At 74.7% G+C, this 23,566-nt stretch carries 19 protein-coding genes; 12 read left to right on the top strand and 7 right to left on the bottom strand.

Features of this window, described 5'->3' with window-relative positions; all coding sequences use genetic code 11:
- The first annotated feature begins 238 nt into the window (after positions 1 to 238).
- Positions 239 to 619 (top strand): OB-fold nucleic acid binding domain-containing protein, encoded by a 381-nt coding sequence (locus GA0074696_RS24880; protein ID WP_088964795.1) that lies wholly within the window; start codon positions 239 to 241, stop codon positions 617 to 619.
- Positions 616 to 1,299, top strand: coding sequence for a DUF3159 domain-containing protein (locus GA0074696_RS24875; protein ID WP_088963322.1), 684 nt, complete (start codon positions 616 to 618; stop codon positions 1,297 to 1,299). The genes GA0074696_RS24880 and GA0074696_RS24875 overlap by 4 nt, the downstream gene beginning before the upstream one ends.
- A 40-nt stretch (positions 1,300 to 1,339) precedes the next feature.
- On the opposite strand, the gene GA0074696_RS24870 is transcribed toward GA0074696_RS24875, so the two are convergent.
- Together GA0074696_RS24870 and GA0074696_RS24865 are read right to left on the bottom strand one after the other, a co-directional pair.
- Positions 1,340 to 2,029, bottom strand: a complete 690-nt coding sequence (locus GA0074696_RS24870) for a potassium channel family protein (protein ID WP_088963321.1) — start codon at positions 2,027 to 2,029, stop codon at positions 1,340 to 1,342.
- A gap of 2 nt (positions 2,030 to 2,031) precedes the next feature.
- Positions 2,032 to 2,697: a potassium channel family protein gene (locus GA0074696_RS24865; protein ID WP_088963320.1), complete on the bottom strand. Its 666-nt coding sequence runs from the start codon at positions 2,695 to 2,697 to the stop codon at positions 2,032 to 2,034.
- A 165-nt stretch (positions 2,698 to 2,862) separates the two neighbouring features.
- Between GA0074696_RS24865 and GA0074696_RS24860 the strand changes: the two genes are divergently transcribed.
- From GA0074696_RS24860 to dxs, 4 genes are all read left to right on the top strand, one after another.
- Positions 2,863 to 4,923, top strand: a complete 2,061-nt coding sequence (locus GA0074696_RS24860) for an APC family permease (RefSeq protein ID WP_088963319.1) — start codon at positions 2,863 to 2,865, stop codon at positions 4,921 to 4,923.
- On the top strand, positions 4,920 to 6,185 hold the full coding sequence (locus GA0074696_RS24855; RefSeq protein ID WP_231925148.1) for a class I SAM-dependent RNA methyltransferase: 1,266 nt from the start codon (positions 4,920 to 4,922) through the stop codon (positions 6,183 to 6,185). The genes GA0074696_RS24860 and GA0074696_RS24855 overlap by 4 nt, the downstream gene beginning before the upstream one ends.
- Positions 6,186 to 6,198: 13 nt before the next feature.
- Entirely contained in the window at positions 6,199 to 7,359 is a 1,161-nt protein-coding gene (locus tag GA0074696_RS24850) for an anhydro-N-acetylmuramic acid kinase (RefSeq protein ID WP_088963318.1), read from the top strand.
- A 70-nt stretch (positions 7,360 to 7,429) separates the two neighbouring features.
- The gene (gene dxs, locus GA0074696_RS24845; protein WP_088963317.1) at positions 7,430 to 9,379 is read left to right on the top strand and encodes a 1-deoxy-D-xylulose-5-phosphate synthase; all 1,950 of its coding nucleotides are present in this window, start codon (positions 7,430 to 7,432) and stop codon (positions 9,377 to 9,379) included.
- A gap of 260 nt (positions 9,380 to 9,639) precedes the next feature.
- Here dxs and GA0074696_RS24840 read toward each other — a convergent pair whose 3' ends face one another.
- Positions 9,640 to 10,833: a hypothetical protein gene (locus GA0074696_RS24840; protein ID WP_088963316.1), complete on the bottom strand. Its 1,194-nt coding sequence runs from the start codon at positions 10,831 to 10,833 to the stop codon at positions 9,640 to 9,642.
- Between the two features lie 483 nt (positions 10,834 to 11,316).
- Here GA0074696_RS24840 and GA0074696_RS24835 point away from each other — a divergent pair, with 483 nt between their 5' ends.
- On the top strand, positions 11,317 to 13,107 hold the full coding sequence (locus GA0074696_RS24835) for a glycosyltransferase family protein (protein ID WP_088964793.1): 1,791 nt from the start codon (positions 11,317 to 11,319) through the stop codon (positions 13,105 to 13,107).
- Between the two features lie 31 nt (positions 13,108 to 13,138).
- On the opposite strand, the gene GA0074696_RS24830 is transcribed toward GA0074696_RS24835, so the two are convergent.
- Positions 13,139 to 15,010 carry a hypothetical protein gene (locus tag GA0074696_RS24830; protein ID WP_172894730.1) on the bottom strand — a complete coding sequence of 624 codons (1,872 nt, stop codon included), beginning with the start codon at positions 15,008 to 15,010 and terminating at the stop codon, positions 13,139 to 13,141.
- A gap of 115 nt (positions 15,011 to 15,125) precedes the next feature.
- Here GA0074696_RS24830 and GA0074696_RS24825 point away from each other — a divergent pair, with 115 nt between their 5' ends.
- Positions 15,126 to 16,412, top strand: coding sequence for an outer membrane protein assembly factor BamB family protein (locus GA0074696_RS24825; RefSeq protein ID WP_172894423.1), 1,287 nt, complete (start codon positions 15,126 to 15,128; stop codon positions 16,410 to 16,412).
- 59 nt (positions 16,413 to 16,471) lie between these two features.
- Here the strand turns inward: GA0074696_RS24825 and GA0074696_RS24820 are convergent, their stop codons facing one another.
- Complete coding sequence (locus GA0074696_RS24820; RefSeq protein WP_088963315.1) at positions 16,472 to 17,644, bottom strand: peptidase C39 family protein; 1,173 nt, start codon at positions 17,642 to 17,644, stop codon at positions 16,472 to 16,474.
- 132 nt (positions 17,645 to 17,776) lie between these two features.
- On the opposite strand from GA0074696_RS24820, the gene GA0074696_RS24815 reads away from it, so the two are divergent.
- From GA0074696_RS24815 to GA0074696_RS24800, 4 genes are all read left to right on the top strand, one after another.
- Positions 17,777 to 18,445, top strand: a complete 669-nt coding sequence (locus tag GA0074696_RS24815) for a response regulator transcription factor (protein WP_088963314.1) — start codon at positions 17,777 to 17,779, stop codon at positions 18,443 to 18,445.
- Complete coding sequence (locus tag GA0074696_RS24810; protein WP_231925147.1) at positions 18,442 to 19,656, top strand: sensor histidine kinase; 1,215 nt, start codon at positions 18,442 to 18,444, stop codon at positions 19,654 to 19,656. Before GA0074696_RS24815 ends, GA0074696_RS24810 begins: the two co-directional genes overlap by 4 nt.
- 34 nt (positions 19,657 to 19,690) lie before the next feature.
- The gene (locus tag GA0074696_RS24805) at positions 19,691 to 20,785 is read left to right on the top strand and encodes an AEC family transporter (protein WP_172894421.1); all 1,095 of its coding nucleotides are present in this window, start codon (positions 19,691 to 19,693) and stop codon (positions 20,783 to 20,785) included.
- Between the two features lie 161 nt (positions 20,786 to 20,946).
- The gene (locus GA0074696_RS24800) at positions 20,947 to 21,333 is read left to right on the top strand and encodes a VOC family protein (RefSeq protein ID WP_088963312.1); all 387 of its coding nucleotides are present in this window, start codon (positions 20,947 to 20,949) and stop codon (positions 21,331 to 21,333) included.
- 55 nt (positions 21,334 to 21,388) lie between these two features.
- Here GA0074696_RS24800 and GA0074696_RS24795 read toward each other — a convergent pair whose 3' ends face one another.
- Positions 21,389 to 22,255: a flagellar basal body-associated FliL family protein gene (locus GA0074696_RS24795; protein ID WP_088963311.1), complete on the bottom strand. Its 867-nt coding sequence runs from the start codon at positions 22,253 to 22,255 to the stop codon at positions 21,389 to 21,391.
- Between the two features lie 166 nt (positions 22,256 to 22,421).
- Positions 22,422 to 23,399, bottom strand: a complete 978-nt coding sequence (locus GA0074696_RS24790; protein WP_088963310.1) for a hypothetical protein — start codon at positions 23,397 to 23,399, stop codon at positions 22,422 to 22,424.
- Between the last annotated feature and the right edge of the window lie 167 nt (positions 23,400 to 23,566).

Raw genomic sequence — 23,566 nt, 5'->3', positions numbered from 1 at the left:
CGGGCCCGGCGCCGTGTCCGGCCGGTCCCACCCGGCCCCGCCCGCCCCGGGCCCACCCGTCACCGGGGGGCCGGTGGACCGGGTCCGGCCAGCTCCGCCCGCCCGCCCGCTGTCGCGGGTACGCCCGACCGGTCCGGCGGGCGGGATCGGCGTACGCTGGCGGGACGGTTCCGGCATCGGCGGGGCCGGGCCAGTGCCGGCGCGGGCCGGTCAGCGTGGAGAGGGTGGCGCGGAGGTCATGACGACCGACGAGGGCCGGGTGTCGCTGCGGCGCATCCTGCGGCGGCTCACCGCGAGCGAGGCCGAGATCGAGGCGCAGGAGCTGCAACGGGAGAGTGCCGAGTGCGGCGGGGTGCCGGCCCGGCAGTGCATGCGCGGCCAGGTGGTCTCGGTCACCGGCCGGCTCCGCACCGTGGTCTACACCCCGCGGACCAACCTGCCCACCCTGGAGGCGGACCTCTACGACGGCAGCGACGTGGTGACCCTGGTCTGGCTGGGCCGGCGGCACATCGCCGGCATCGAGCCGGGGCGGCACCTCACCGCCCGGGGTCGGGTGGCCGTCCGGGACGACCGCAAGGTCATCTACAACCCGTACTACGAGCTGGAGTCGCCGAAGTGACGACGGGACAGCATCCGGCCGCCGCGCCGCAGACGCCCCCGGAGGACGACGGGCAGCTGCCCAGCCTGGCCGAGCAGATGGCCGACCAGCTCGGCGGCTGGCGGGGGATGGTCGAGTCCAGCATCCCCGTGGTGGTCTTCGTGCTCGCCAACGTCGTGGGTGACCTGCGGCCGGCCGTGATCGCCTCGGTCGGCGTGGCGGTGCTGATCGCCGTCGCGCGGCTGGCCCAGCGGCGGCCGGTCCGGCACGCGGTCAACGGGCTCGTCGGCATCGCCGTCGGCGCGTTCATCGCCTGGCGCACCGGCGACGAGCGGGACTTCTACCTCCCCGGGATCCTCTACGGCATCGCCTACGGGGTGGCCCTGCTGATCTCGGCGGCGATCCGCCAGCCGCTGGTCGGCTGGATCTGGTCGGTGCTGGTCGCCAAGGGGCGCTCCGAGTGGCGCGACGATCCCCGGCTGGTGCGCACCTTCACCCAGCTCACCGTGCTCTGGGGTGTGGTCTGGCTGGCCAAGGTGGGCGTGCAGGCCGGGCTCTACCTGGCCCACCAGGACGCCGCGCTGGGCGTGGCCCGGCTGGCGCTGGGCTACCCGCCGTACGCGCTGCTGCTGCTGATCACCGTCTGGGCGGTGCGCCGGGTGACCCGGCAGGGCGCGCCGCAGCCGCTGCCCGGCGCCTGAGCCCGTCCGGCGCGCCCGGGCGCTGCGGCGCTCGGCCGGCTCAGCCGTTGCCGCGGGTCCGCTCGACGCTGTCGGGGCCGAGGATCACCGCGCGGACCTCGTCCTCCACCTCGGCGGTGCAGACGAAGATCAGCTCGTCGCCGGCCTCTATCGGGTCGTCCGGGCTGGGCACCAGCACCCGCTTGCCGCGCAGGATCGCCACCAGCGCGGCGTCCCGGGGGATCGGCACCGCGTGGATCGGCTGGCCGACGTAGGGCGCGGTCGGCGGCAGGGTGATCTCGACCAGGTTCGCCTCGCCCTGCCGGAAGGTCATCAGCCGGACCAGGTCGCCGACGGTGACCGCCTCCTCGACCAGCGCGGCCATCACCCGCGGCTTGCTGACCGCCACGTCGACGCCCCACTGCTCGGTGAAGAGCCACTCGTTCTCGGCCCGGTTGACCCGGGCGACCACCCGGGGCACCGCGAACTCGGTCTTGGCCAGCAGCGACACCACCAGGTTGACCTTGTCGTCACCGGTCGCCGCGACGACCACGTCGCAGCCGGCGACGTTGGCCTCCTCCAGGCTGGCCAGCTCGCACGCGTCGGCCAGCACCCAGTCGGCGGCCGGCACCCGGTCCGGGCGCAGCATCCGGGGCTGGCGCTCGATCAGCATCACCTGGTGGCCGTTGTCGATCAGCTCCTGGGCGATCGACCGGCCGACGTTGCCGGCGCCGGCGATGGCGATCCGCATGCTCAGAGCCCTCCTTCGGGCGGCGCCGCGGCCACCGCGGTGACCGAGGCGGCGATGTCGTCGGTGACCAGCACGTAGAGCTGGTCACCCTCCTGCACGACGGTGGAGGCGGTGGGCAGCGTGCCGATGCCGAAGCGGATCAGGTACGCCACCCGCGCCCCGGCCGCGTCCTCCAACTGGTGCAGCGGCCGCCCGACCCACTCCTTGTGCACCGGCACCTCGATGATCGAGACGGTGCTGGTGGGGTCGCGGAAGATCTCGATGTTGCCCTCGGGGACCAGGTGCCGCAGCATCCGGTCGGCCGTCCACCGGACGGTGGCCACGGTGGGGATGCCGAGCCGCTCGTAGACCTGCGCCCGGCGCTGGTCGTAGATGCGGGCGGCGACCCGGGAGACGCCGAACGTCTCGCGGGCCAGCCGGGCCGAGATGATGTTGGAGTTGTCGCCGCTGGAGACGGCGGCGAAGGCGTCCGCGCGCTCGATGCCGGCCTGGCGCAGCACCTCGCCGTCGAAGCCGGCGCCGGTGACGGTGATGCCGGCGAAGTCGGGCCCGAGGCGGCGGAACGCGTCGGCGTCCTGGTCGATCACCGCCACCGAGTGACCCCGGGACTCCAGGCTGTGGGCGAGGGTCGAGCCGACCCGGCCACAGCCCATGATCACGACATGCACTGGTGTCCCTCCCAAAGGTGCCGCCCGTTCGGCGGACGGCGGCGCTCTCTGCGAGCGTGCCACGTCCGCCGCGCCGACGGGGGACCGACCGTACCGCGCGGGCGCGCGGGGTGGTGATCAGGCACCCCCGACGGTCGGCGCGCGGTGGTCGTACCCTTAGCGCTTGTGGCCAGTCCCACCTCGCTGCTGAAGCGACTCCTCGTCGGTCGACCGTTCCGGTCCGACCGGCTCCAGCACACCCTCCTCCCCAAGCGCATCGCCCTGCCGGTCTTCGCCTCCGACGCCCTCTCCAGCGTGGCGTACGCGCCCGACGAGATCCTGCTCACGCTGTCGATCGCCGGGGCCTCGGCGTACTTCTTCTCACCGTGGATCGCCCTCGCGGTCGTCGTGGTGATGCTCACCGTGGTCGCCAGCTACCGGCAGAACGTGCACGCCTACCCGTCGGGCGGCGGCGACTACGAGGTGGCCACCGTCAACCTCGGGCCGCGGGCCGGCCTGGCCGTGGGCAGCGCGCTGATGGTCGACTACGTGCTCACCGTCGCGGTGTCGGTCTCCTCCGGGGTGGCGAACCTGGGCTCGGTGGTGCCCTTCGTGGCCACCCACAAGGTGCTCATCGCGGTCATCGCGGTGGCGCTGCTCACCGCGATGAACCTGCGTGGTCTTCGCGAGTCGGGCACCGCCTTCGCGATCCCCACCTACGGCTTCATCATCGTGATGGTCGGGATGATCCTCACCGGGCTGGTGCGGTACTTCGTGCTCGGCGACGACCTGCGCGCGCCGAGCGCCGACCTGGTGATCCAGGCCGAGCACAGCGTGTCCGGGTTCGCGCTGATCTTCCTGCTGCTGCGGACCTTCTCCTCGGGCTGCGCCGCGCTGACCGGTGTGGAGGCGATCTCCAACGGGGTGCCGGCGTTCAAGGCGCCGAAGAGCCGCAACGCGGCGACCACCCTGCTGCTGCTCGGCACGATCGCGGTCAGCATGCTGGTCGGCATCATCTGGCTGTCCCGGCTGACCGGCCTGCAGTTCGTCGAGGATCCGACCCGGCAGATCATCTCCGGCCCCGACGGGTACGTGCAGAAGACGGTCACCACCCAGCTCGGCGAGACGGTCTTCGGTTCCGGTTCGGCGCTGCTCTTCGTCGTGGCCGGGATGACCGCGCTGATCCTCTTCCTGGCTGCCAACACCGCGTTCAACGGCTTCCCGGTGCTCGGCTCGATCCTGGCTCAGGACCGCTACCTGCCCCGACAGTTCCACACCCGGGGCGACCGGCTGGCCTTCTCCAACGGCATCGTCTTCCTGGCCGTCTTCGCGATCGTGCTGATCGTCGGTTTCCAGGCCGAGGTGACCCGCCTGATCCAGCTCTACATCGTCGGGGTGTTCGTCTCGTTCACACTCTCCCAGGCCGGCATGATCCGGCACTGGAACCGGCACCTGCGCACCGAACGGGACCCGGAGGCCCGGGCCCGGATGGTCCGGTCCCGGGCGATCAACGCCTTCGGCATGGCGATGACCGGCACCGTCCTGATCATCGTGCTGCTCACCAAGTTCCTGCTCGGCGCCTGGATCGCGATCGCCGCGATGGCGCTGATCTACCTGGTGATGCTCGCCATCCGCCGGCACTACGACCGGGTCGCCGCCGAGCTGGAGCCGACCGAGATCCGGGGCGTGCTGCCCGCCCGCAACCACGCCATCGTGCTGGTCAGCAAGCTGCACCAGCCGACCCTGCGGGCCATCGCGTACGCCCGGGCCACCCGGCCGGACACGCTCACCGCCGTGACCGTGAACGTCGACGAGAAGGACACCCGGCAGCTCCAGGAAGAGTGGGAGCGGCGCGAGCTGCCCGTCCCGCTCACCGTGGTCGACTCGCCGTACCGGGAGATCACCCGGCCGATCCTCAACTTCGTCGCCTCCACCCGCCGGGCGTCGCCCCGCGACGTGGTCACCGTCTTCATCCCCGAGTACGTCGTCGGCCGCTGGTGGGAGAACCTGCTGCACAACCAGAGCGCGCTGCGCCTCAAGGGGCGGCTGCTCTTCGAGCCGGGGGTGATGGTGACCAGCGTGCCCTGGCAGCTCGCCTCGACCGCCAGCAAGAACCTGGACCGCCTCGACGCCACGCTGAGCCGGACCCCGGCGCGCGGGCCGCGGGTGGCCCCGCGCAGCACCCTGCCGCCGGTCGTCTCCGCCCCGCCGGGCGAGAGCGGCCCGTCGAACGGGGGCCGGCCGTGACCGGCCCGACCGGCGACGTGCCGGGCGCCGGGGAGCGGCGCGGGCTGGAGGAGGCCGAGCGGGTCGAGCTGACCGTCGGCGCGGTCGCCCCCGGCGGGCACTGCGTGGCCCGGGTCGACGGCCAGGTGGTCTTCGTCCGGCACGCGCTGCCCGGCGAGCGGGTGGTGGCCGAGATCACCGAGCTGCACAAGGGCTTCGCCCGCGCCGACGCGGTGGAGATCCTCGAGGCGTCGCCGGACCGGGTCGAGCAGCCCTGCCCGTGGGCGAAACCCGGCCGCTGCGGGGGCTGCGACCTGCAACACGTCACCCCGGCCGCCCAGCTCGACTGGAAGACCGCCGTGGTGCGCGAGCAGCTCCTCCGCCTGGGCGGCCTCACCGAGGCCGAGGTGGACGCGCTCGGGGTGGCCGTCGAGGCGCTGCCCGGCGGGCCGCTCGGCTGGCGCTCCCGGGTCCGGTACGCCGTCGACGCCGCCGGCCGGGCCGGGCTGCTCAAGCACCGCTCGCACGAGGTCGTGCCGATCGACTGGTGCCGGATCGCCCGCCCGGCGATCCGGGAGCTGCCGGTGCTCACCCCGTCCGGCGCGCGCTGGCCGGACGCCGAGGCGGTCGAGACCGTCGCCTCCACCGGCGGGGACGTCAGCGTCGCCGCCGTCACCGATGGGGTGGCCACCGGAGTGAGCGGGCCGCAGACCGTCCGCGAGGTGGCCGCCGGCCGGGAGTGGACGCTGCCCGCCGCCGGTTTCTGGCAGGTGCACCCGGCCGCCGCCGACACCCTCGTCGGGGCGGTGCTCGACCTGCTCGACCCGCGCCCCGGCGAGTCCGCCTGGGACCTGTACGGCGGGGCCGGCCTCTTCGCCGCCGCCCTCGCCGGCCGGGTCGGCCCGCAGGCCCGGATCACCCTCGTCGAGTCCTCCGCGCCGGGGGTCGCCGCCGCCCGGGAGAACCTGGCCGACCTGCCCCGGGTGGAGGTGGTCGCCGCCCGGGTGGAGACCGCGCTGGCCCGCCGCCGGATCACCGGCCCGGTCGACCTGGTGGTGCTCGACCCGCCCCGCTCCGGCGCCGGCGCGCCGGTGGTGCGGGACGTGGTCGCCGCCGGGCCGCGCGCCGTCGCGTACGTGGCGTGCGACCCGGCCGCCTTCGCCCGGGACGTGCGCACCTTCACCGGGCTCGGCTGGCGGCTCGCCGGGCTGCGCGGGTACGACCTGTTCCCGATGACCCAGCACGTCGAATGCGTGGGGTTGTTCCTGCCGCCCGCCGGGTGACTAGCCTGACCCGATGAAGATCGTCGGGTTGATGTCCGGCACCTCGTACGACGGGGTGGACGTGGTCGCCGCCGAGTTCACCACCGACGGCGACACCCTGCGGATGCGTCCGCTCGGGCACCGGGGGCTGGACTACGACGAGGCCCTGCGCGAGTCGATCGGCGCGCTGCTGCCCCCGGCGGCCACCACGATCGAGGCGGTCTGCCGGCTGGACAACGCCCTCGGCGAGGTCTTCGCCGCCGCCGCCGCGCTCGGGGTCGAGCTGGCCGGCGGGCGGGCCGACCTGGTGGTCTCGCCCGGCCAGACCGTCTTCCACTGGGTCGAGGGCGGCACCACCCGGGGCACCCTCCAGCTCGGCGCGCCGGCGCGGGTGGCCGCCCGGGTCGGCGTACCCGTGCTGGCGGACCTGCGCTCGGCGGACGTCGCCGCCGGCGGTCAGGGCGCGCCGCTGGTCCCGGCCTTCGACGCGCTGCTGCTCGACGCGGCCGGCGGGCCCCGGGCCGCGCTCAACCTGGGCGGCATCGCCAACCTCACCGTCGTCGCCGCGGGCGCGCCGGTCCTCGGGTACGACGTCGGCCCGGCCAACGCGCTGCTCGACGCGGCGGCCCGGCGGCTCCTCGGCCGCCCCTGCGACCTCGACGGCGCCCGCGCGGCCGCCGGCCGGGTGCACGGCGGCCTGCTGGCCGCGCTGCTCGCCGAGCCGTACTACGCCGCACCGCCCCCCAAGAGCACCGGCAAGGAGCTCTTCCACGCCGGCTACCTGGACGACCGGCTGGCCGCGCTGGGCGAGCCGGTGGCCCCGGACGACGTGCTGGCCACCCTGACCGAGCTGACCGCCCGCACGGTCGCCGCCGCGTGCGACCGGCACCGGGTCACCGAGGTGGTCGCCGCCGGCGGGGGAGTGCGCAACCGCACACTGCTGGGCCGGCTGGCCGCCCTCGGCGCCGGGCGCTGGCGGTTGCGCATCACCGACGAGCTGGGCGTGCCGGCGCAGGCCAAGGAGGCGTACGCGTTCGCCCTGCTCGGCTGGCTCTCCTGGCACGGCCTGCCCGGGGCGATCCCCTCGGTCACCGGCGCCCGCCGGGCGGCCGTGCTGGGCGCCTGGACGCCGGCCGGGCCGCCGCACGGCGCCACCCCGCCCGCGCCGCCGCGGCGGCTGGTCGTCGTGCCCTGAACCTGGGAACCAGCTGGGATGATCCACGGCCGAGCTGCGGTGCGGCGGGCGGCCGATAGACTCTTCGCTCATGAGTGTTGAAGAGGGCACGGCCAACCACGGTCGGCTGCTGGGCGCCGTCCGCGGTCCGCAGGACGTCAAGCGGATGACCGCCGAGCAGCTGGACATCCTCGCCGCCGAGATCCGTGACTTCCTGATCGCCAAGGTCTCCCGCACCGGCGGGCACGTCGGCCCCAACCTGGGCGTGGTGGAGCTCACCCTGGCGATGCACCGGGTTTTCGACTCTCCCCGCGACCGGCTCCTGTTCGACACCGGCCACCAGTCGTACGTGCACAAGATCCTCACCGGGCGGCAGGACGGCTTCGACAAGCTGCGCCAGCGCGGTGGGCTCTCCGGCTACCCCAGCCGGGCCGAGAGCGAGCACGACCTGATCGAGAACTCGCACGCCTCCACCGCCCTGTCGTACGCCGACGGGCTGGCCAAGGCGTACGCCCTGCGCGGCGAGCAGCGCAGCGTGGTCGCTGTCGTCGGTGACGGCGCGCTCACCGGCGGCATGTGCTGGGAGGCGCTGAACAACATCGCCACCGCCGGCAACCCCCTCGTCATCGTGGTCAACGACAACGGCCGGTCGTACTCGCCGACCATCGGCGGCCTCGCCGACCACCTCTCCTCGCTGCGGCTCAACCCCGGCTACGAGAAGGTCCTCGACACCGTCAAGGACGCCCTCGGCTCCACGCCGCTGGTCGGCAAGCCGATGTACGAGGTGCTGCACGCGGTCAAGAAGGGCATCAAGGACGCGGTGGCCCCGCAGGCGATGTTCGAGGACCTCGGCATCAAGTACGTCGGCCCGGTCGACGGGCACGACATCGCCGCCGTCGAGTCGTCGCTGCGCGCCGCGAAGAACTTCGGCGGCCCGGTGATCGTGCACGCGGTCACCCGCAAGGGCTACGGCTACCGCCCCGCCGAGGAGGACGAGGCGGACTGCCTGCACGGCCCGAGCGCCTTCGACGCCGAGACCGGCAAGCTGCTCGCCGCCCCCTCGGTGAAGTGGACCCAGGTCTTCGCCGACGAGCTGGTGGCCATCGCCGACGAGCGCCCCGACGTGGTCGGCATCACCGCCGCCATGGCCGAGCCCACCGGCATCGCCACCCTGGCCCGCAAGCACCCCGAGCGGGTGTACGACGTCGGCATCGCTGAGCAGCACGCCGCCACCTCGGCCGCCGGCCTGGCGATGGGCGGCCTGCACCCGGTGGTGGCGGTCTACGCGACCTTCCTCAACCGCGCCTTCGACCAAGTCCTGCTGGACGTGGCCATGCACAAGCTGCCGGTGACCTTCGTGCTCGACCGGGCCGGCATCACCGGGCCGGACGGGCCGAGCCACTACGGCATCTGGGACATGTCGGTCTTCGGCGTGGTGCCCGGCCTGCGCATCGCCGCGCCCCGCGACTCCGCCAGCCTCCGCGAGGAGCTGCGGGAGGCCGTCGCCGTCGACGACGGCCCGACCATCGTCCGCTTCCCGACCGGCACCGTCGCCGCCGACCTGCCGGCCGTACGCCGGATCGGCACCGTCGACGTGCTGGCCGAGTCGGCGCGTACCGACGTGCTGCTGGTCGCGGTCGGCTCCTTCGGTCAGCTGGGCATGGAGGTCGCCGCCCGCCTCGCCGAGCAGGGCTACGGCGTGACCGTGGTCGACCCGCGCTGGGTCCGCCCGGTCCCGGCCGAGCTGGTCGAGCTGGCCGCCGGGCACCGGCTCGTGGTCACCGTCGAGGACGGCGTCCGGGTCGGCGGCGTCGGCGACGCGCTCGCCCAGTCGATGCGGGACGCCGACGTCCGGGTGCCGCTGCGCGACCTCGGCGTGCCGGCCGGCTGGCACCCGCACGGCACCCGCGCGCAGATCCTCAGCGACCTGGGGCTCACCGCGCAGGACGTGGCGCGCAACGTCATCGGCTGGATCTCGGGCCTGGACGCGGAGCCGGTCGAGCCGGTCCGGCTGCGGGCCAGCGAGGCCAGCCCCAACTGAGGACAGGACCTCGCCGACGGGCGGTCCCGGTGCCCGGGGCCGCCCGTCGGCGCGTCCCGGTAGCGGCGGGAGCCGGGGAGCCGGCAGGGTCCCTCCGGCTTCCTGTCGAGCTGATGTCGTGGACGAATCGGCGACGCCCGGCGCCTGGGCAGGCTCGGCGCTGAGTCGTTGACGACATCAGCTCCACAGGAGGTGGGCGTCCCCCTGCTTATCGACGGCCCCCGCCTTGGGGTGCTTGCAGAGAGGCGCACCCCAGTGGGTCAGCGGCCGCCGACGGAGCGGTAGTAGGTCTTCTCCGCGCCGGCCAGGCTGAAGGTCTGCCTCGCCGCCGGCATCGGCACCACGGTCAGGCCGGGGCGGTCCACCAGCCGGGGCGTGCCCGGCGGCACCGACAGCGAGGCGTCGCGGGTGCCCCGCCAGGTCAGCACCACCAACGGCTGCCCGGGCACCGGCAGCACGTACGTCTGCAGGGGGTTGGACCGGTCCGCCGGGGAGACCACCGGGGTGCCGCCGTCGGCGGGCCGGTAGACCACCGCGGTCATCGTGCCGGCGTCCGTCTCCCAGGTGAGCTGCTCCAGGTCGCCCGGGTCACCGCCGCCCAGCGCCATCTCGCCGATCGCCCGGACGCTCACCTTCTCCATCGGCCACGACTCCGGGGCCGAGCGGGGTGCGTCCCGGTCGCCGATGCGGCGCGGGACGCTGCCGAACGGGCCCCGCTCGTCGGCGAGCACGCAGGTGTCCAGCCCGTCCAGGGCCCGGCGGCCGGAGCCGGTCTCGTCCCGGACCAGCGGGTAGCGCGGCTCGGCGGTGGCGGTGCCGAGGTCGAGCAGGCGCTCGGCGGCGCGACCGCGCGGCAGCGACTCGGTGGCCCGCAGCGTCGCGGTGACCGGCACGGCCGCGCAGGCCGGCACGCGCACCCGGCGGCTCAGCCCGTCGGAGAGCACCAGCGCCCGGCCGTCCGGCCCGAGCAGGCGCTCCACCCGTCCGGAGGCGAGATAGCGCCGGCCGTCGGCCAGCTGCACCGGCAGGACGTCGGCGTAGGCGAGGTAGCCGGGGTCGGAGTACTCGCTGGCCCGGGTCACCGTGTACCGGCCGCCGTCGCCGGTGAGCTGGAGCAGCCAGGACGCGCCCTCGCCGGGCACGTCGGCGGCGACCAGGGCCAGCCGGGTGCCGTCGACCTCGCCGGAGAAGAGGATGCCGGAGGAGGGCAGGTGGGCGCGGTCGTCGATCGGCGACCGCCAGGCGCGTACCGCCTCGGTGACCGCCCGCGTCGCGGCGGCGTCCCCGGCGAGCGAGCCGCGCGGCGGCCAGACCGGCAGCGTGCCGTCCAGGCTGTCGTAGCCGACCCGCAGCTCGCGGGCCCCCCGGTCGGCGACCGGGCCGCAGGCGGTCGCGGCCAGCACCAAGGTGAGCAGTGCGGTGGCCGTCGTGCCGCGGCGGCGGACTGAAGCCACCTGTACGCCTCCCGATCGCCTCGCCGTCGTTGCCGGAAGCCCACATGGTACGCAACGGTCGGGGAGCGCCTCGCGGCCGTGTCCGACGGCCACAAGGGACAGCAGTGTGAATTTCGGGCTATTCTCCGGCTCCGGTAGACTCCGCCGACTGTGACGTCTGTCGAGCCCCGTGGCGCCTCCGCACCGGACCCCGACGCCTCTCCGGGCTCCGCCCGCGGCGCCACGGCGACCGCGACCGCGTTCCCGGCACGGGTCCTCGACACACCGGTGGCGAAGGCACCCGCTGCCACCGCGCCGGCCGTGGAAGCGCCGGCCGGCCGGGCGCCGACCGTGGCCGCACCGGTCGTGGCCGCACCGGTCGTGGACGCGCCCGCCCTGACGGCACCGACCGTGGACGCGCCCGCCCCGACGGTGCCGACCGTAGACCCGCCCGTCCCGACGGCGCCGACCGTCGACGCGCCGGCGCGGGGCGTACCCGGGAAGCTGCCGGCGACGGCGGACGGCGACGGTGTGGCGGCGCCCGCGCGGCGCTGGCGCTGGACGGCCCGACGCAAGGACCTCGCCGTCTACGGGATCTTCCTGCTCGTCGCGCTCTGGGTGACCAGCCAGCTCTGGGTCGACCCGGCCGGCCGGGTCGCCTCGCTCTACAGCGGCGACCCCGCCCAGGTGCAGTTCTTCCTCGCCCACTCGGTACGCGTGGTGCTGCACGGCGAGTTCCCGTTCTTCACCGACCAGCTCAACTACCCCGACGGCGTCAACCTGATGGCCAACACGGCCGTGCTGGCGCTGGGCATCCCGATGGTGCCGGTCACCCTGCTCTTCGGACCGGCCGTGTCCTTCGTGGTGCTGGTCACCCTGGGCCTCGCCGGCACCGCCGCCGCCTGGTACCACGTGTTCTCCCGGCACCTGGTCCGGCGGCGGCTGGCCGCCGCCGTGGGCGCCTGGTTCTGCGGGTTCTCACCGGCGATGCTGTCGCACGCCAACTGGCACCCGAACATCATCTCGCAGTTCCTGCTGCCGTTCATCGTCTGGCGGGTGATGGTGCTGACCCGCTCCACCCGGCCGGTGCGCGACGGCGCGCTGCTGGCGCTGCTGGTCACCGCGCAGGCGTTCATCAACGAGGAGATCCTGCTCTTCACCGCGCTGGCCTGCGGCGTCTTCCTGACCGCGATGGTGGTGCAGCGCCCGGCGCTGTGGTCGGTGGCCTTGCGCCCGCTGGCCAAGGGGCTGCCGGTGTGCGCGGTGCTGGCCGGGGCGCTGCTGGCGTACCCGCTTTATATCCAGTTCGCCGGGCCGATGGCGTACCACGGGCTCAGCGACGCCGTCCGCGACTACGGCAACGACATCGCCGCCTTCTTCGCCCCCGGCTCGCCGACCTTCGGCGGCAACGAGCGGGCGAACGTCAACCTGGCCCCGAACTACTCCGAGGAGAACGCCTTCTTCGGCTGGAGCCTGTCGCTGCTCGCCGTCGGCATCGTGATCTGGCTGCGCCGCGAGGTGCTGGTCCGGGCGCTCGCCGCGACCGGGTTCTTCTTCGCCGTGCTCTCGCTCGGCGAGCGGGTGTCCTGGTGGGACCGGGACCTCTTCACCGGCCCGTGGGACCTGCTGGTCCGACTGCCGCTGCTCGACGCGGTGGTGCCGACCCGGTTCGCCCTGATCACCAGCGTGGTGATCGGCATGCTGCTGGCGCTGGCCGTGCAGCGGGCGTGGACGCTGCGCGGCATCGAGTGGCGGCACGCCAAGACCGTCACCGTCGGCGCCCTGGTGCTCGCGCTGCTGCCGATCGTGCCGATGCCGTTGAAGGTGACCTCCCGCCCGCCCGTGCCGACCTTCATCACCGCCGACCGCTGGCGGCATTACGTCGGCCCGGACCAGACGCTGGTGCCGGTGCCCGTGCCGAGCATGGGCAACACGCACGCGATGCGGTGGGCGGCCGACACCAACCTCGACTTCAAGATTCCCGGCGGCTACTTCCTCGCCCCGCGCAACGGCAACACCGGCGACCCGGGTCGCTTCGGCGGCCGGCCCAGCGGCATCGGCGAGCTGCTCGACGAGGTCGCCACCACCGGGCGTACGACCAAGCTGAACGACCGGCAGCGCCGCCGCTGCCTCGACGAGCTGCGGCACTGGAATGCGGCGGTCCTGGTGCTGCCGGTACGCCAGCAGCACGCCGAGCCGCTGCGGCGCACCGTCGAGCAGCTGGTCGGCCCGGCGAAGCGGGAGCTGGACGTCTGGGTCTGGGACGTCCGGCCGCTGACCGCCCGTACCGCCTGACCTCCCCGCCCCGAGCGGACCGGGTGGGCGGTCAGCCGACCAGCGGGCGCACGTCCCAGAGCCACACGTCGTCGACCCGCTGCGCCGGCCCGATCAGGCCGGTCATCAGCTCGCGCAGCACCGTCTCGCGCGGGTGTGCGCCGAGCACCACCACCGAGGCCTTCCAGTAGCGCAGGTCCTCGACCGCCTGGCGGCGGTTCTCCTCGGTCAGCGCCGGCACGGTGCCGGTGTCCATGCTGGAGTAGATCAGGGTGCTGGTGGGCCGGTTCGGCGCGCCGAAGACCCCCTCACCGTCGAGGTTGGGCCCGATGAAGTAGCCGCCCGGCACCGGGAACTCGTGCCCGGTCAGGGCGCTCCAGCGCAGCGTGGGCAGGCCGTGCACGTTGCTCGGGATCGGCACCGGCACCAGGGTCCGACCCGCCGGGACGTACGGGCGCCAGCCGCCGGCGGTGATGAAGTGCGGCGGCGGGTCGACCGGCTGCGCCGGCAGCGGGCGCGGGAACAGCGGCAGCACGGCGAGCGTGATCGCCGCGTACCCGACCGGCCGGACCCAGCGCCGCCGGGCCCGCCTGGCGGTCGCCGCCCGCGTGCCGGCGTCGTCGGCCGCCGCGCGGGGCGCGGGGATCCGGGAGCGGCCGTAACCCGCCGCCGCGTCCCAGGCGAGCGCGAGCAGGACGCCGACCGCCGCGGCCACCACCAGGGCCAGCCGGGTCGGCATCATCATCTCCACCAGCGGCAGGTCGTCCGGGATGTACGCCCACGGGCCGTCGACCGTCGTCTCCACGCCGTCGAAGCGCACCTTCGGACCGATCGCGGCGACGGTGAAGACCAGCACCAGCACCCCGGCGACCCGGGCCGGCAGCGAACGACGCCAGAGCAGCACCAGGGCGACCAGCGCCACCAGCACCAGCGGCCAGCCGAACCAGGTGTTCTGCTCGGTCAGGCCGATGGTCGTCTCCACCGCCTCGTCACCGGCCACGGTGTCCCGGGCGAAGGTGACGAAGGCCATCAGGTCCTCGCCCCAGTTGTGGAAGATCCCACCCTGCAACCCTCGGTACGACTGCGGGCCGTTGAACTGGTACCAGATCGGGTAGGCGGCCAGCAGCAGGGCCAGCCCGCCGCCGAGGCCGAGCGAGGCCAGGAAGCCGACCGCCCGGGCCCGCGCCGCGCGGGGCCGCTGCACCACGTACGCCAGCACCGCCACCAGGCAGGCCAGCGCGGTGAGCAGCAGCATCTCCTCGTTGATGAAGATCTGGTACGCCACCAGCAGCCCCAGCACGACCCCGTCGCGCCGCCACCGGCCCGGCTCGCCAAGCCGCAGTACCCGGGCCACGATCACCGGCAGCAGGAAGTTGGAGACGAAGTTCGGCTGCCCGTTGGCGTGGTGCACGATGCCCGGCGCGAAGCCCAGGAAGGCGCCGCCGACGAAGGCCGCCGCCCGCGAGCGCACCAGGTGGCGCGACAGCATCCAGTACGAGGTGCCCGCGGTCGCGGCGAGCGCGCCGCCCAGGTAGAGCGCGTACGTCACCTGCGGACCGAAGAGGAGGGTGACCGGCGCCAGCGGCAGGGTCATGCCCAGCAGCGAGGTGTTGGCCATCATGTTCACCCCGTCCGGGGCGTTCTGCCGGGCGCTGAACAGCGGGTTCTCCAGGTGGCGCACCGAGTACGCGCCGTGTTGGAAGAGCCACTCGAACCAGCTGTGGTCGGTCGGCAGGTGCGACGAGACCCGGTGCTGCACGTCCACCCAGTAGTTCAGGCACACGAGAACGCCGAGCAGCACATAGGCTCCGATGGCCAGCATGTCGGCCCGGCTCGGGCGTCGACGGGGCCGCCGTGCCGGATCGGCCGCGACGGGCTCGACCGCCTCGGGCGCGGACGTCTGGTTCAACGAGGGATCTACCACCGGCACAGCCACGACGGGCCATCGTACAGGCGGTGACCCGCCGCACCCGCCGGGCCGGTGGGGCGTCCCGCAGGGTGCGCTGCGGCCGGCAGCCGGCGGTCGGGGGAGGTCGGGCGTGGCGCTCATCGATCTGGGTGACGTCCGCGAGGAGTCGGCGCCGGAACCGCCGCGACGTCCGCCGCGCACGGTCGGGCGGCCGGCGCGGGTGGCGGCGACCCTCGTGCTCACCCTGGTCTCGCTGGCCGCAGCGGCCCCGGTGGCGGCGGCGACCAGCTTCACCGTCCCGGCCCGGTCCAGCACGACCGCCTTCCTGCAGGACGACCGGCTGTTCCTGCTGGAGCCGGCGGACGCGCCCGCCGGCCGGGGCGGGCAGTTGACCGCGTACGCCGTGCCGGCGGCGGGCGACGGTCCACTCGCGCCGCTGTGGCGTACGCCGCTGCCGGCCGCCGGCACCGACGGTGCGGTCTTCGTCCATCGGGACGTGGTGCTGGTCACCGGCGGCTCGTTGGACGGGCCGCGCCGCGCCTTCGCGTTCGACCTGGACACCGGGCGGCTCCGGTGGGAGCGGCCGGGCCACCTCGCACCGGCCGGGGACGCGCTGCTGGCGCTGGAGAACGGGAGTGCGGAGCCGGGGCGGGTCAGCTCCGTCGACCCGGCCACCGGGCGGGTCGGCTGGTCGGTGGCGACCCCGGCGGAGGCCACCACCTACCGGGTCCGGCCCGACGGCGTCGACCGGATCGTGGCCAGCCCGTCGTCCGGGCAGGTCGAGGTCTGGGACGCCCGCACCGGGGCGCGGCTGCGCAGCGCTGACATCCACCCCGGCGAACTCCCCGTCTACCAGCGGAGCCAGTCGGTCGACGAGCTGCTGCTGGTGCTCCGGGACAGCGCCGCCCTGGTGACGGCGTACGGCCTGGACGAGCTGGACCGGCGCTGGGAGATCCGGCTGGGACTGGTCGCCTACTTCGCCGCCTGCGGGCCGCTGCTCTGCGCGTACGGGCAGACCGGCGGGATGTGGGCGCTGGACCGGACCACCGGCAACGTCCGGTGGCGTGCCACCCGCTGGCACGAGACGCTCATCGAGCGGGAGGGCCGGATGCTGGTCCGGGGCCCGGGCAGCGGCGCGCAGGACTCCTTCGCGGTCCTCGACACGGCCACCGGGCGGACCGTTGCCGACCTGGGCACCTGGCAGGTGTCCGGCCGGTATCCGGCCGAGGACCGGCCGATCGGGGTACGGCCCGCCGACGGCGACCGGCTGTTCGTCGCCGAACTGGACGTCGCCGGCGGCCGGACCCGGGTCCTCGACGTGCTCGCCGGGGTGACCGGCGACTGCCAGGCCGACGCGCGACTGCTGCTGTGTCGCCGCAGCGGCGGTGGCTTCGGCATCTGGCGGCTGGACCGATGACCGTCATCGACCTGGGCGAGGTGGGCCGTGGCGTCGAACCGGTCCGACCGCCCCTATGATCACCAGTTCGGCTGGGCGGGCGGCGCGGGCAGCGGCACCGACGCCGGGTGCACCACGTACGTCGCCCCGCCGCTGCCGTCCTGCCAGGCCGCCTCGAAGCGCGCCCGGTCCACGATCCGGCGCACCGACTCGTCGTCCGGGGCGTACGGGTCGTTGAGCACCGGGTCGCCGGCCTCGGTGAAGCCGACCAGCACCATCAGGTGCCCCCGGGTGTCGTAGTTCAGCCCGGGCACCTGGCCGGCGCGGAAGGCCGCGGAGACCACCAGCGGCACGCCGGCGGCCACGAACGCCTCCGCCTCGGCCAGCGAGCGCAGCCGGGTGACGAACGCCTCCACCTCGTGCAGCCCGGCGTACGCGGTGTTGAACGCCCAGTTGCCGGCCCCGGCGTACGCGTGGTCGTAGCAGTGCCGGGCGGCGTGCACCACGACCGGGCGGGGGCCGGGCGGCTCGACCCAGGCGTACCGCGCGGGCGGCGGCCCGGCGCCCCAGAAGGCCAGCACCATCGACATGCAGGTGGGGCTGCACCAGGAGTCCCCGCCACCGCCCCAGCGCGACTCGCCCCCGGCGTGCCGGCGCTGCGAGTAGCGGGGCACGGCCAGCACGACGCCCCGCGCGCCCGACACAGCCACCGCGGGCTGGTCGGCGGGGTCGGTCGTCGGGCCGGAGGCGACCGCGCCGACCGTGCGCAGCACCGGTCCGGTCGTCGCGCCCACCGGGCGCAGCAGGGTCACCCGGACCTGCCAGCCGGTCACCGTGGCCTCGCCGACCACCAGCGTGTCGGTCTCCACCCGGGCGTCGGGGTCCCGCTGCCCCGGCGCCGAGGTGCGGCGTACCGGTTCCTCGCCCTCCGCCCAGCGGGCCAGCGTGTACCAGCCGGTGGTCGGCGCGTCGGCGTGCCAGCCGCGCAGCTGCACCTCGACCCAGCAGCCCGGCGGCGTCCGGGCCGTCCAGGACGGCACCACCTCCGCGACGGCGAAGCCGGCCGGCACCGGGGGAGAGGTCCAGGTCCCCACCTCGTACGTCGCGCCGTCGTGCGTGCGCCGGTCGACCGGGTCGGTCAGCTCCAGCCCGCCGGCGTGCGACCCGACGCCGACGCCGGTGCCGAGGCGGGCGTCGACGGCGAGGCGGAAGCCCCGGTAGGCGAGGTCCCGCCCGGTCGCTGTCGCGGTCACGGCCCGTCCTTCTGTAGGTCAGCGCCAGAAGCATCCCGTACCCCGGAGGTTTCTTGCAACGACCCGGGCGGGCGGTGACGCCGGTTTGGCGGCCGGCACTAGGTTGTCGGGCAGGTCGGCGAGGAGGTCGGGATGCGGGTGCTGGTGGTCGAGGACGAGCGGAATCTCGCCGACGCGATCGCGCGCGGGCTGCGCAAGCGCGGCATGGCGGTCGACGTGGCGTACGACGGCGACACCGGCCACGAGGCCGCCTTCGTCACCCGGTACGACGTGGTGGTCCTCGACCGGGACCTGCCCGGCGTGCACGGCGACCAGATCTGCGCCGACCTGGCCGCCTCCGGCACCCTGACCCGGGTGCTGATGCTGACCGCCAGCGACAGCGTCGCCGACCGGGTGGAGGGGCTCGGCCTCGGCGCCGACGACTACCTGCCCAAGCCGTTCGCCTTCGACGAACTGGTCGCCCGGGTGCAGGCGCTCGGCCGGCGGGCCACCCCGGCCGCCCCGCCGGTGCTGGAGGTCGGCGACGTGGTGATCGATCCGGCCCGCCGGGTGGTCACCCGGGGCGGGGCGCCGGTCGACCTGACCAACAAGGAGTTCGGCGTGCTCTGCGAGCTGGTCAAGGCGCGCGGCGCGGTGGTCTCCAGCGAGGAGCTGCTGGAACGGGTCTGGGACGCCAACACCGACCCGTTCACCACCATCGTCCGGGTCACCGTGATGACCCTGCGCAAGAAGCTCGGCGACCCGCCACTGATCGAGACGGTCGTCGGCGCCGGCTACCGCACGGCCGAGGTGAGCGCGTGACCCGGCGGCTGCGTCCGACCCTGCGGTTGCGGCTGACCCTGCTCAACGGGGTGCTGCTGGTCGGCGCCGGGGCGGTCCTGGTGGTGCTGGCCTGGCTGCTGGTCCGCGACGCGCTGCGCCCGAGCGACGAGCTGCGGCCGGGCACCACCGTGCTGCTGGCCGACGGCCGGTCGCTGGACGCCGCCGACTGGCAGCGCCAGCTGGTCGACGCCGCCTCGCAGGAGCTGCTGCTGAAGGGGCTCGTCGCGCTGCTGGCGATCAGCGTGGTCGGGGTGGCCGGGGCGTACCTGGTGGCCGGCCGCGCGCTGCGCCCGTTGCACCAGGTCACCGCCACCGCGCAGCGGCTCGGCGAGGCCACCCTCGACCAGCGGATCGGCTGGTCCGGGGCGGACGACGAGGTGGCCGAGCTGGCGCGCACCTTCGACGCGATGCTCGACCGGATCGCCGCCGCGTTCGAGTCGCAGAAACGCTTCGTGGCCAACGCCTCGCACGAGCTGCGCACGCCGCTGGCCGTGATGCGTACCGAGATCGACGTGACGCTCAGCGACGACGAGGCCGACATCGCCGAGTACCGCCGGATGGCCACCGTGGTGCGCGACGCCTCGGAGCGGGCCAACGGGCTGGTGGACGCGCTGCTGGTGCTGGCCCGCAGCGAGGCGCAGACCGGCCGCCGGCTGGCTCGGCGTACCGAGTGCGACCTGGCCACCGGCACCGGCAACGCGCTGTCCGCGATGGCCCGGGAGGTGGAGCGGATCGGGCTGCGCGTGCAGACCTCGCTCCGGCCGGCCCCGGTGGTCGGCGATCCCGGGCTGCTGGACCGGCTGGCCGGCAACCTGATCGAGAACGCGGTCCGCTACAACCACCTGCACGGGCGGCTCTGGGTGCGTACCGACACCGACGGGCGGACGTCCCGGCTGGTGGTGGGGAACACCGGGTTCGAGGTGGACCAGGCCGACGTGCCGGGGTTGTTCGAGCCGTTCCGGCGGGGCGGGCGGGAACGGACCGGGGCGCGCGGCTCCGGGCTGGGGCTCTCCATCGTCCGGGCGGTCTGCGACGCGCACGGCGGCACCGTGACGGTACTCGCCCGCTCCGGTGGCGGCCTGGAGGTGACCGTCGCGCTGCCGGCCGCCGACGTCGAGTGCCCCACGACCCCGGCCCGCTCCGGCGGTGCCGCGCCGGCCGGCCGGTCGGAGCCGCACCGGAGGCGGTGACGCCCGCCCGGCCGGGCGTCCGTACGCTGCCCAGGTGCTCGCCGCCTTCGTACCCATCTGGGTGCTCACCGGGCTCGGCTGGGTGACCGGACGACGCCGGCTGCTGGGCGGTGAGGCCGAGCGGGTGCTCGGCGGCTTCGTCTTCCACCTGGCGATGCCCGCCGCGCTGTTCACCGCGCTGTCCCGCACCCGGCTGGACGTGCGCCTGCCCGCACTCGGCGCCTTCGCGGCGAGCACCGCCGCCACCATGGCGCTGGCGTTCGTCCTCTGCGCGGTGGCTCGCCGCCGTGGGGGCGGCGCGGCGACGATCGGGGCGATGGCGGCCGGCTACGTCAACTCGGCGAACCTGGGCATCCCGGTGGCGCTGCAGGTGCTGGGCGACGCCACCTTCCTCACCGGGGTGCTGCTCTTCCAGGTGCTGGTGGTCACCCCGGCGGTGCTGGTCCTGCTGGACCGGTCCGCCGGGCGGGCGTGGCGGCCCGGGCGGCTGCTGACCCTGCCGCTGCGCAACCCGGTGATCGCGGGGCCGGCCCTCGGCGCGCTCTGCGCGGCCCTGCACTGGCGGCCGCCGGACCTGATCGGCGCTCCGCTCGCCCTGCTCGGCGCCGCGGCCGTGCCGACCGCGCTGGTCACACTCGGCCTCTCGCTCACCGCCGGCTCGCGCGCCGCCGCGCCGCCCACCGGCGACCGGCCGGTTCCCCACGCCGGACCGCCCGTCGGCACCGGACCGCACGCGGCCGGCCCCCCGGCCGCCGGCGGTGCCGCCGCCACCAGCGTGGCAGTCCGTGCGGTGCCGGCGGTCGACGGCGCGCCAGGCCTCACCGACGGCGAGTTCACCGCGGGCGTCCCGGCGACCCGCGGGGGCGGCGGGAAAATGGAGGTGGCCCTGCTGTCCGGCCTGAAGCTGCTGGTCCAACCGGTGATCGCCTGGTCGGTCGGGCGGCTCGTCGGGGTCACCGGCACGGATCTGCTGGCGCTGGTGGTCTGCGCCGCGCTGCCCACCGCCCAGAACACCTACATCTTCGCCCGCGAGTACGGGCGGGCCGAGGTGGTGGCCCGGGAGACGGTGGTGGTGACCACCGCGTGCGCGATGGGGACGCTGGCACTGATCGGCGCGCTGCTGGGCTGACCGGGGTTGTCAGCCCCCGACCGGGATGACAAGATCGTCGCGTCGGCCCGACGGGCGGAAGGGGGTGCGCGATGTCCATCACGATCAATGCCGCGCCCCACCCCGTTCACCGCTGACATCCCACGCACCCGGGGCGCGTCCAGCCAACGCGGAGGAACACCGTGAGTGCACGGATCCACAACATCGGCATCGACTGCCGCGACACGTACGCCCTGGCCGGATTCTGGGCCCAGGTCTTCGAGTGCCCCCGCCAGCCGGACGACTTCCCCGGCGACCTGGAGGCGATGCTGCTGCCGCCGGGCGGGCCGGAGGTGCTCTTCCTGGCCGTGCCGGACGAGAAGGTGGTGAAGAACCGCCTGCACCTCGACCTCGAGCCCACCGACCGGACCCGGGACGAGGAGGTGCAGCGCCTGCTCGGCATCGGCGCGGTCCAGGTCGCCGACCAGCGCCGGCCGGACGGCTCCGGCTGGATGGTGCTGGCCGACCCGGAAGGTAACGAGTTCTGCGTGCTGCGCAGCGCCGCCGAGCGGGCCGCCACGGCCGGCTGAGCCGACGAAGGCCCCGTCCACCTCGGTGGACGGGGCCTTCCTCAGGTCGTACGGGTCAGGACTTCTGCTCGATCTGCCCGCGCATGGTGGGCAGTTCGGCGGCGGCCTCGTCACCCGACTTGAAGTAGACGATGATCATGCCCAGGCTGCCCTTGTCGCTCCACACGCAGACACCGAGCGGCACGTTGGCGGCCTCGGCGTCGCCGCACTTGGCCTCCCCGCCCAGCGGCCCGGCGTCGACCTTCTTCATCTCGCCGAGCTGCACGTCGCTCTGGCCCGCGCCCTTGATGGTGTCGTCCAGCGTCTTGGTCGGGTTGGTGTTCAGGCCGGAGGCGGCGGCGATCATCACCAGGTTCTTCTTGGCCGCCGAGCCGTAGAACCCGCCGACCGTGCTGGTGGCGTCCGGCAGGGACTTCTTCAGCTCCGTCTCGAGCTGCTTGGCGCCGTTGAGCAGGGCCGGGTCGGTCGACTTGGCCCGACCGGCGAGCGTCGCCGGGGCGACCACCCGGGTCTTGGTGGCGTCGACGGTCTCCTTGACCTCGTCCTTGACCGCGAAGAACGCGATCGCGGCGCCGCCCAGGCAGAGCACCAGCACCACGGCGAGCGAGATCAGCACGATCTTGCCGACGTTGGACTTCTTCTTGGCCGGCGGCAGGCTCGGGTCGCCGTACGGCTGGCCGCCCTGGCCCGGGAAGGCGCCCGGCTGCTGCGGCGGCGGGTAGCCCCCGGACTGCTGCTGCGGCGGGGGATAGCCGCCGGGCTGCTGCGGTGCCGGGTAACCGCCGGGCTGCTGCGGTGCCGGGTAACCGCCGGGCTGCTGCGGTGCCGGGTAACCGCCCGGCTGCTGCGGCGGCGGGTACGAGCCGTAGGGCGCGCCGCTTCCCGGCTGCGAATAATAGGGATCGGACGGCGGCTGCGACATGAGGTCAGCTCCAGATCGTCAGGTGAGGACGGGTGATATTAGCCAGCGCACCCGACACCCGCTGTCCCGTCCGCACCGGGCACGACGGGTCGGTCCGAGGTCGACGGTCGCGGTGGCCGGTGCCGCCCGAACGGGCGTCCGACCACCGCGACCTGCGTTTTCCGCCTCAGGAGCGCTTCTCGACCTGACCCCGGATGGCGGCGAACTCGGCCTTGGCCTTGGCCGCCGAAGAGAAGAACATCACGATCAGGCCGACGCTGCCCTCGTCGGCCCAGGTGCACACCCCGAGCGCGATGCCGGAGCTCTTGCCGGCGCCGCACTTGGCCACGCCCCCGAGCGGGCCGGGGTTGACCGTCGACATCTTCTTGACCGCCAGCGACGAGGACAGCCCGGCGACGGCGTCGTCCAGCTCCTTCTCGGGGAAGAGCACCGGGCCGGAGGCACCGGCCACCATCACCAGGTTGCGCTTGCCGGCGCTGCCGTAGAAGGCGCCGACCGCGCCGGTCTCGTTGCGTACCCCGGACTTCATGTCCCGGACCATCTGGTCGGCGATCCGGCGCAGCTGCGGCTCGGTGTTCTTCGGCCGGCCGCCCAGCGTCTTCGGCGTGACCAGCCGGATGTCCGGGGCCGGCTCGGCCTCCTCCTCCGACGGGCTCGGCTCGGGGGCCGCCGTGGTCGGGGCGGCGCCGGAGACGCCGGGGCTGGAGCTGGCCTTCGGGTCCGGGTCGTCGTCGGAGAGCGCGACGTAGGCCAGGCCGCCCCCACCGGCGCAGAGCACCAGCAGGCCGGCGAGGACCAGCGACAGGATCAGGCCGAGCCGGGACTTCTTCGCCGGCGGCGGCGCCGGCGGCAGGCCGTACGCCGGGGCGCCGGCGAAGCCGTCCGGCTGCACGCCCGGGTACCCGCCCGGCTGCGCCGGCGGGTGGACCCCCGCCTGCCCCGACTGGTACGCGGGGTACTGCTGGGTGGGCTGCGGGTCGGCCGGCGGGCCGTACGGCTGGGTGGGATCGGGGTGACCGCCCTGCTGCGGCACGTGCGGCCAGGCCTGGGTCGGCCCGGTGCCCGGGGGCGGCGGCTGGTGCGGAGGCGGGTACGAGCCGGGCTCCGGCTGCGTGGACCAGGGGTCGACCGGCGGTGTGGACATGCATCAGCTCCAGGCGAGGGTGAGAACGCGTGATGTTAGCGAGCCGTGGACCGGCCGCGCTGCCCCGTCCGAGTCTGACCGGGCCGGGCAAGTGCCGCGGGGCGGGCCCGCACCGGTGCCGCAGACGCGATCGCGGTGGCCGGCGACGCCCTGTGACGGGCGTGCCG

Source organism: Micromonospora purpureochromogenes (assembly GCF_900091515.1).
Lineage (GTDB): Bacteria > Actinomycetota > Actinomycetes > Mycobacteriales > Micromonosporaceae > Micromonospora > Micromonospora purpureochromogenes.
This window is presented reverse-complemented; position numbering and strand designations above follow the sequence as displayed.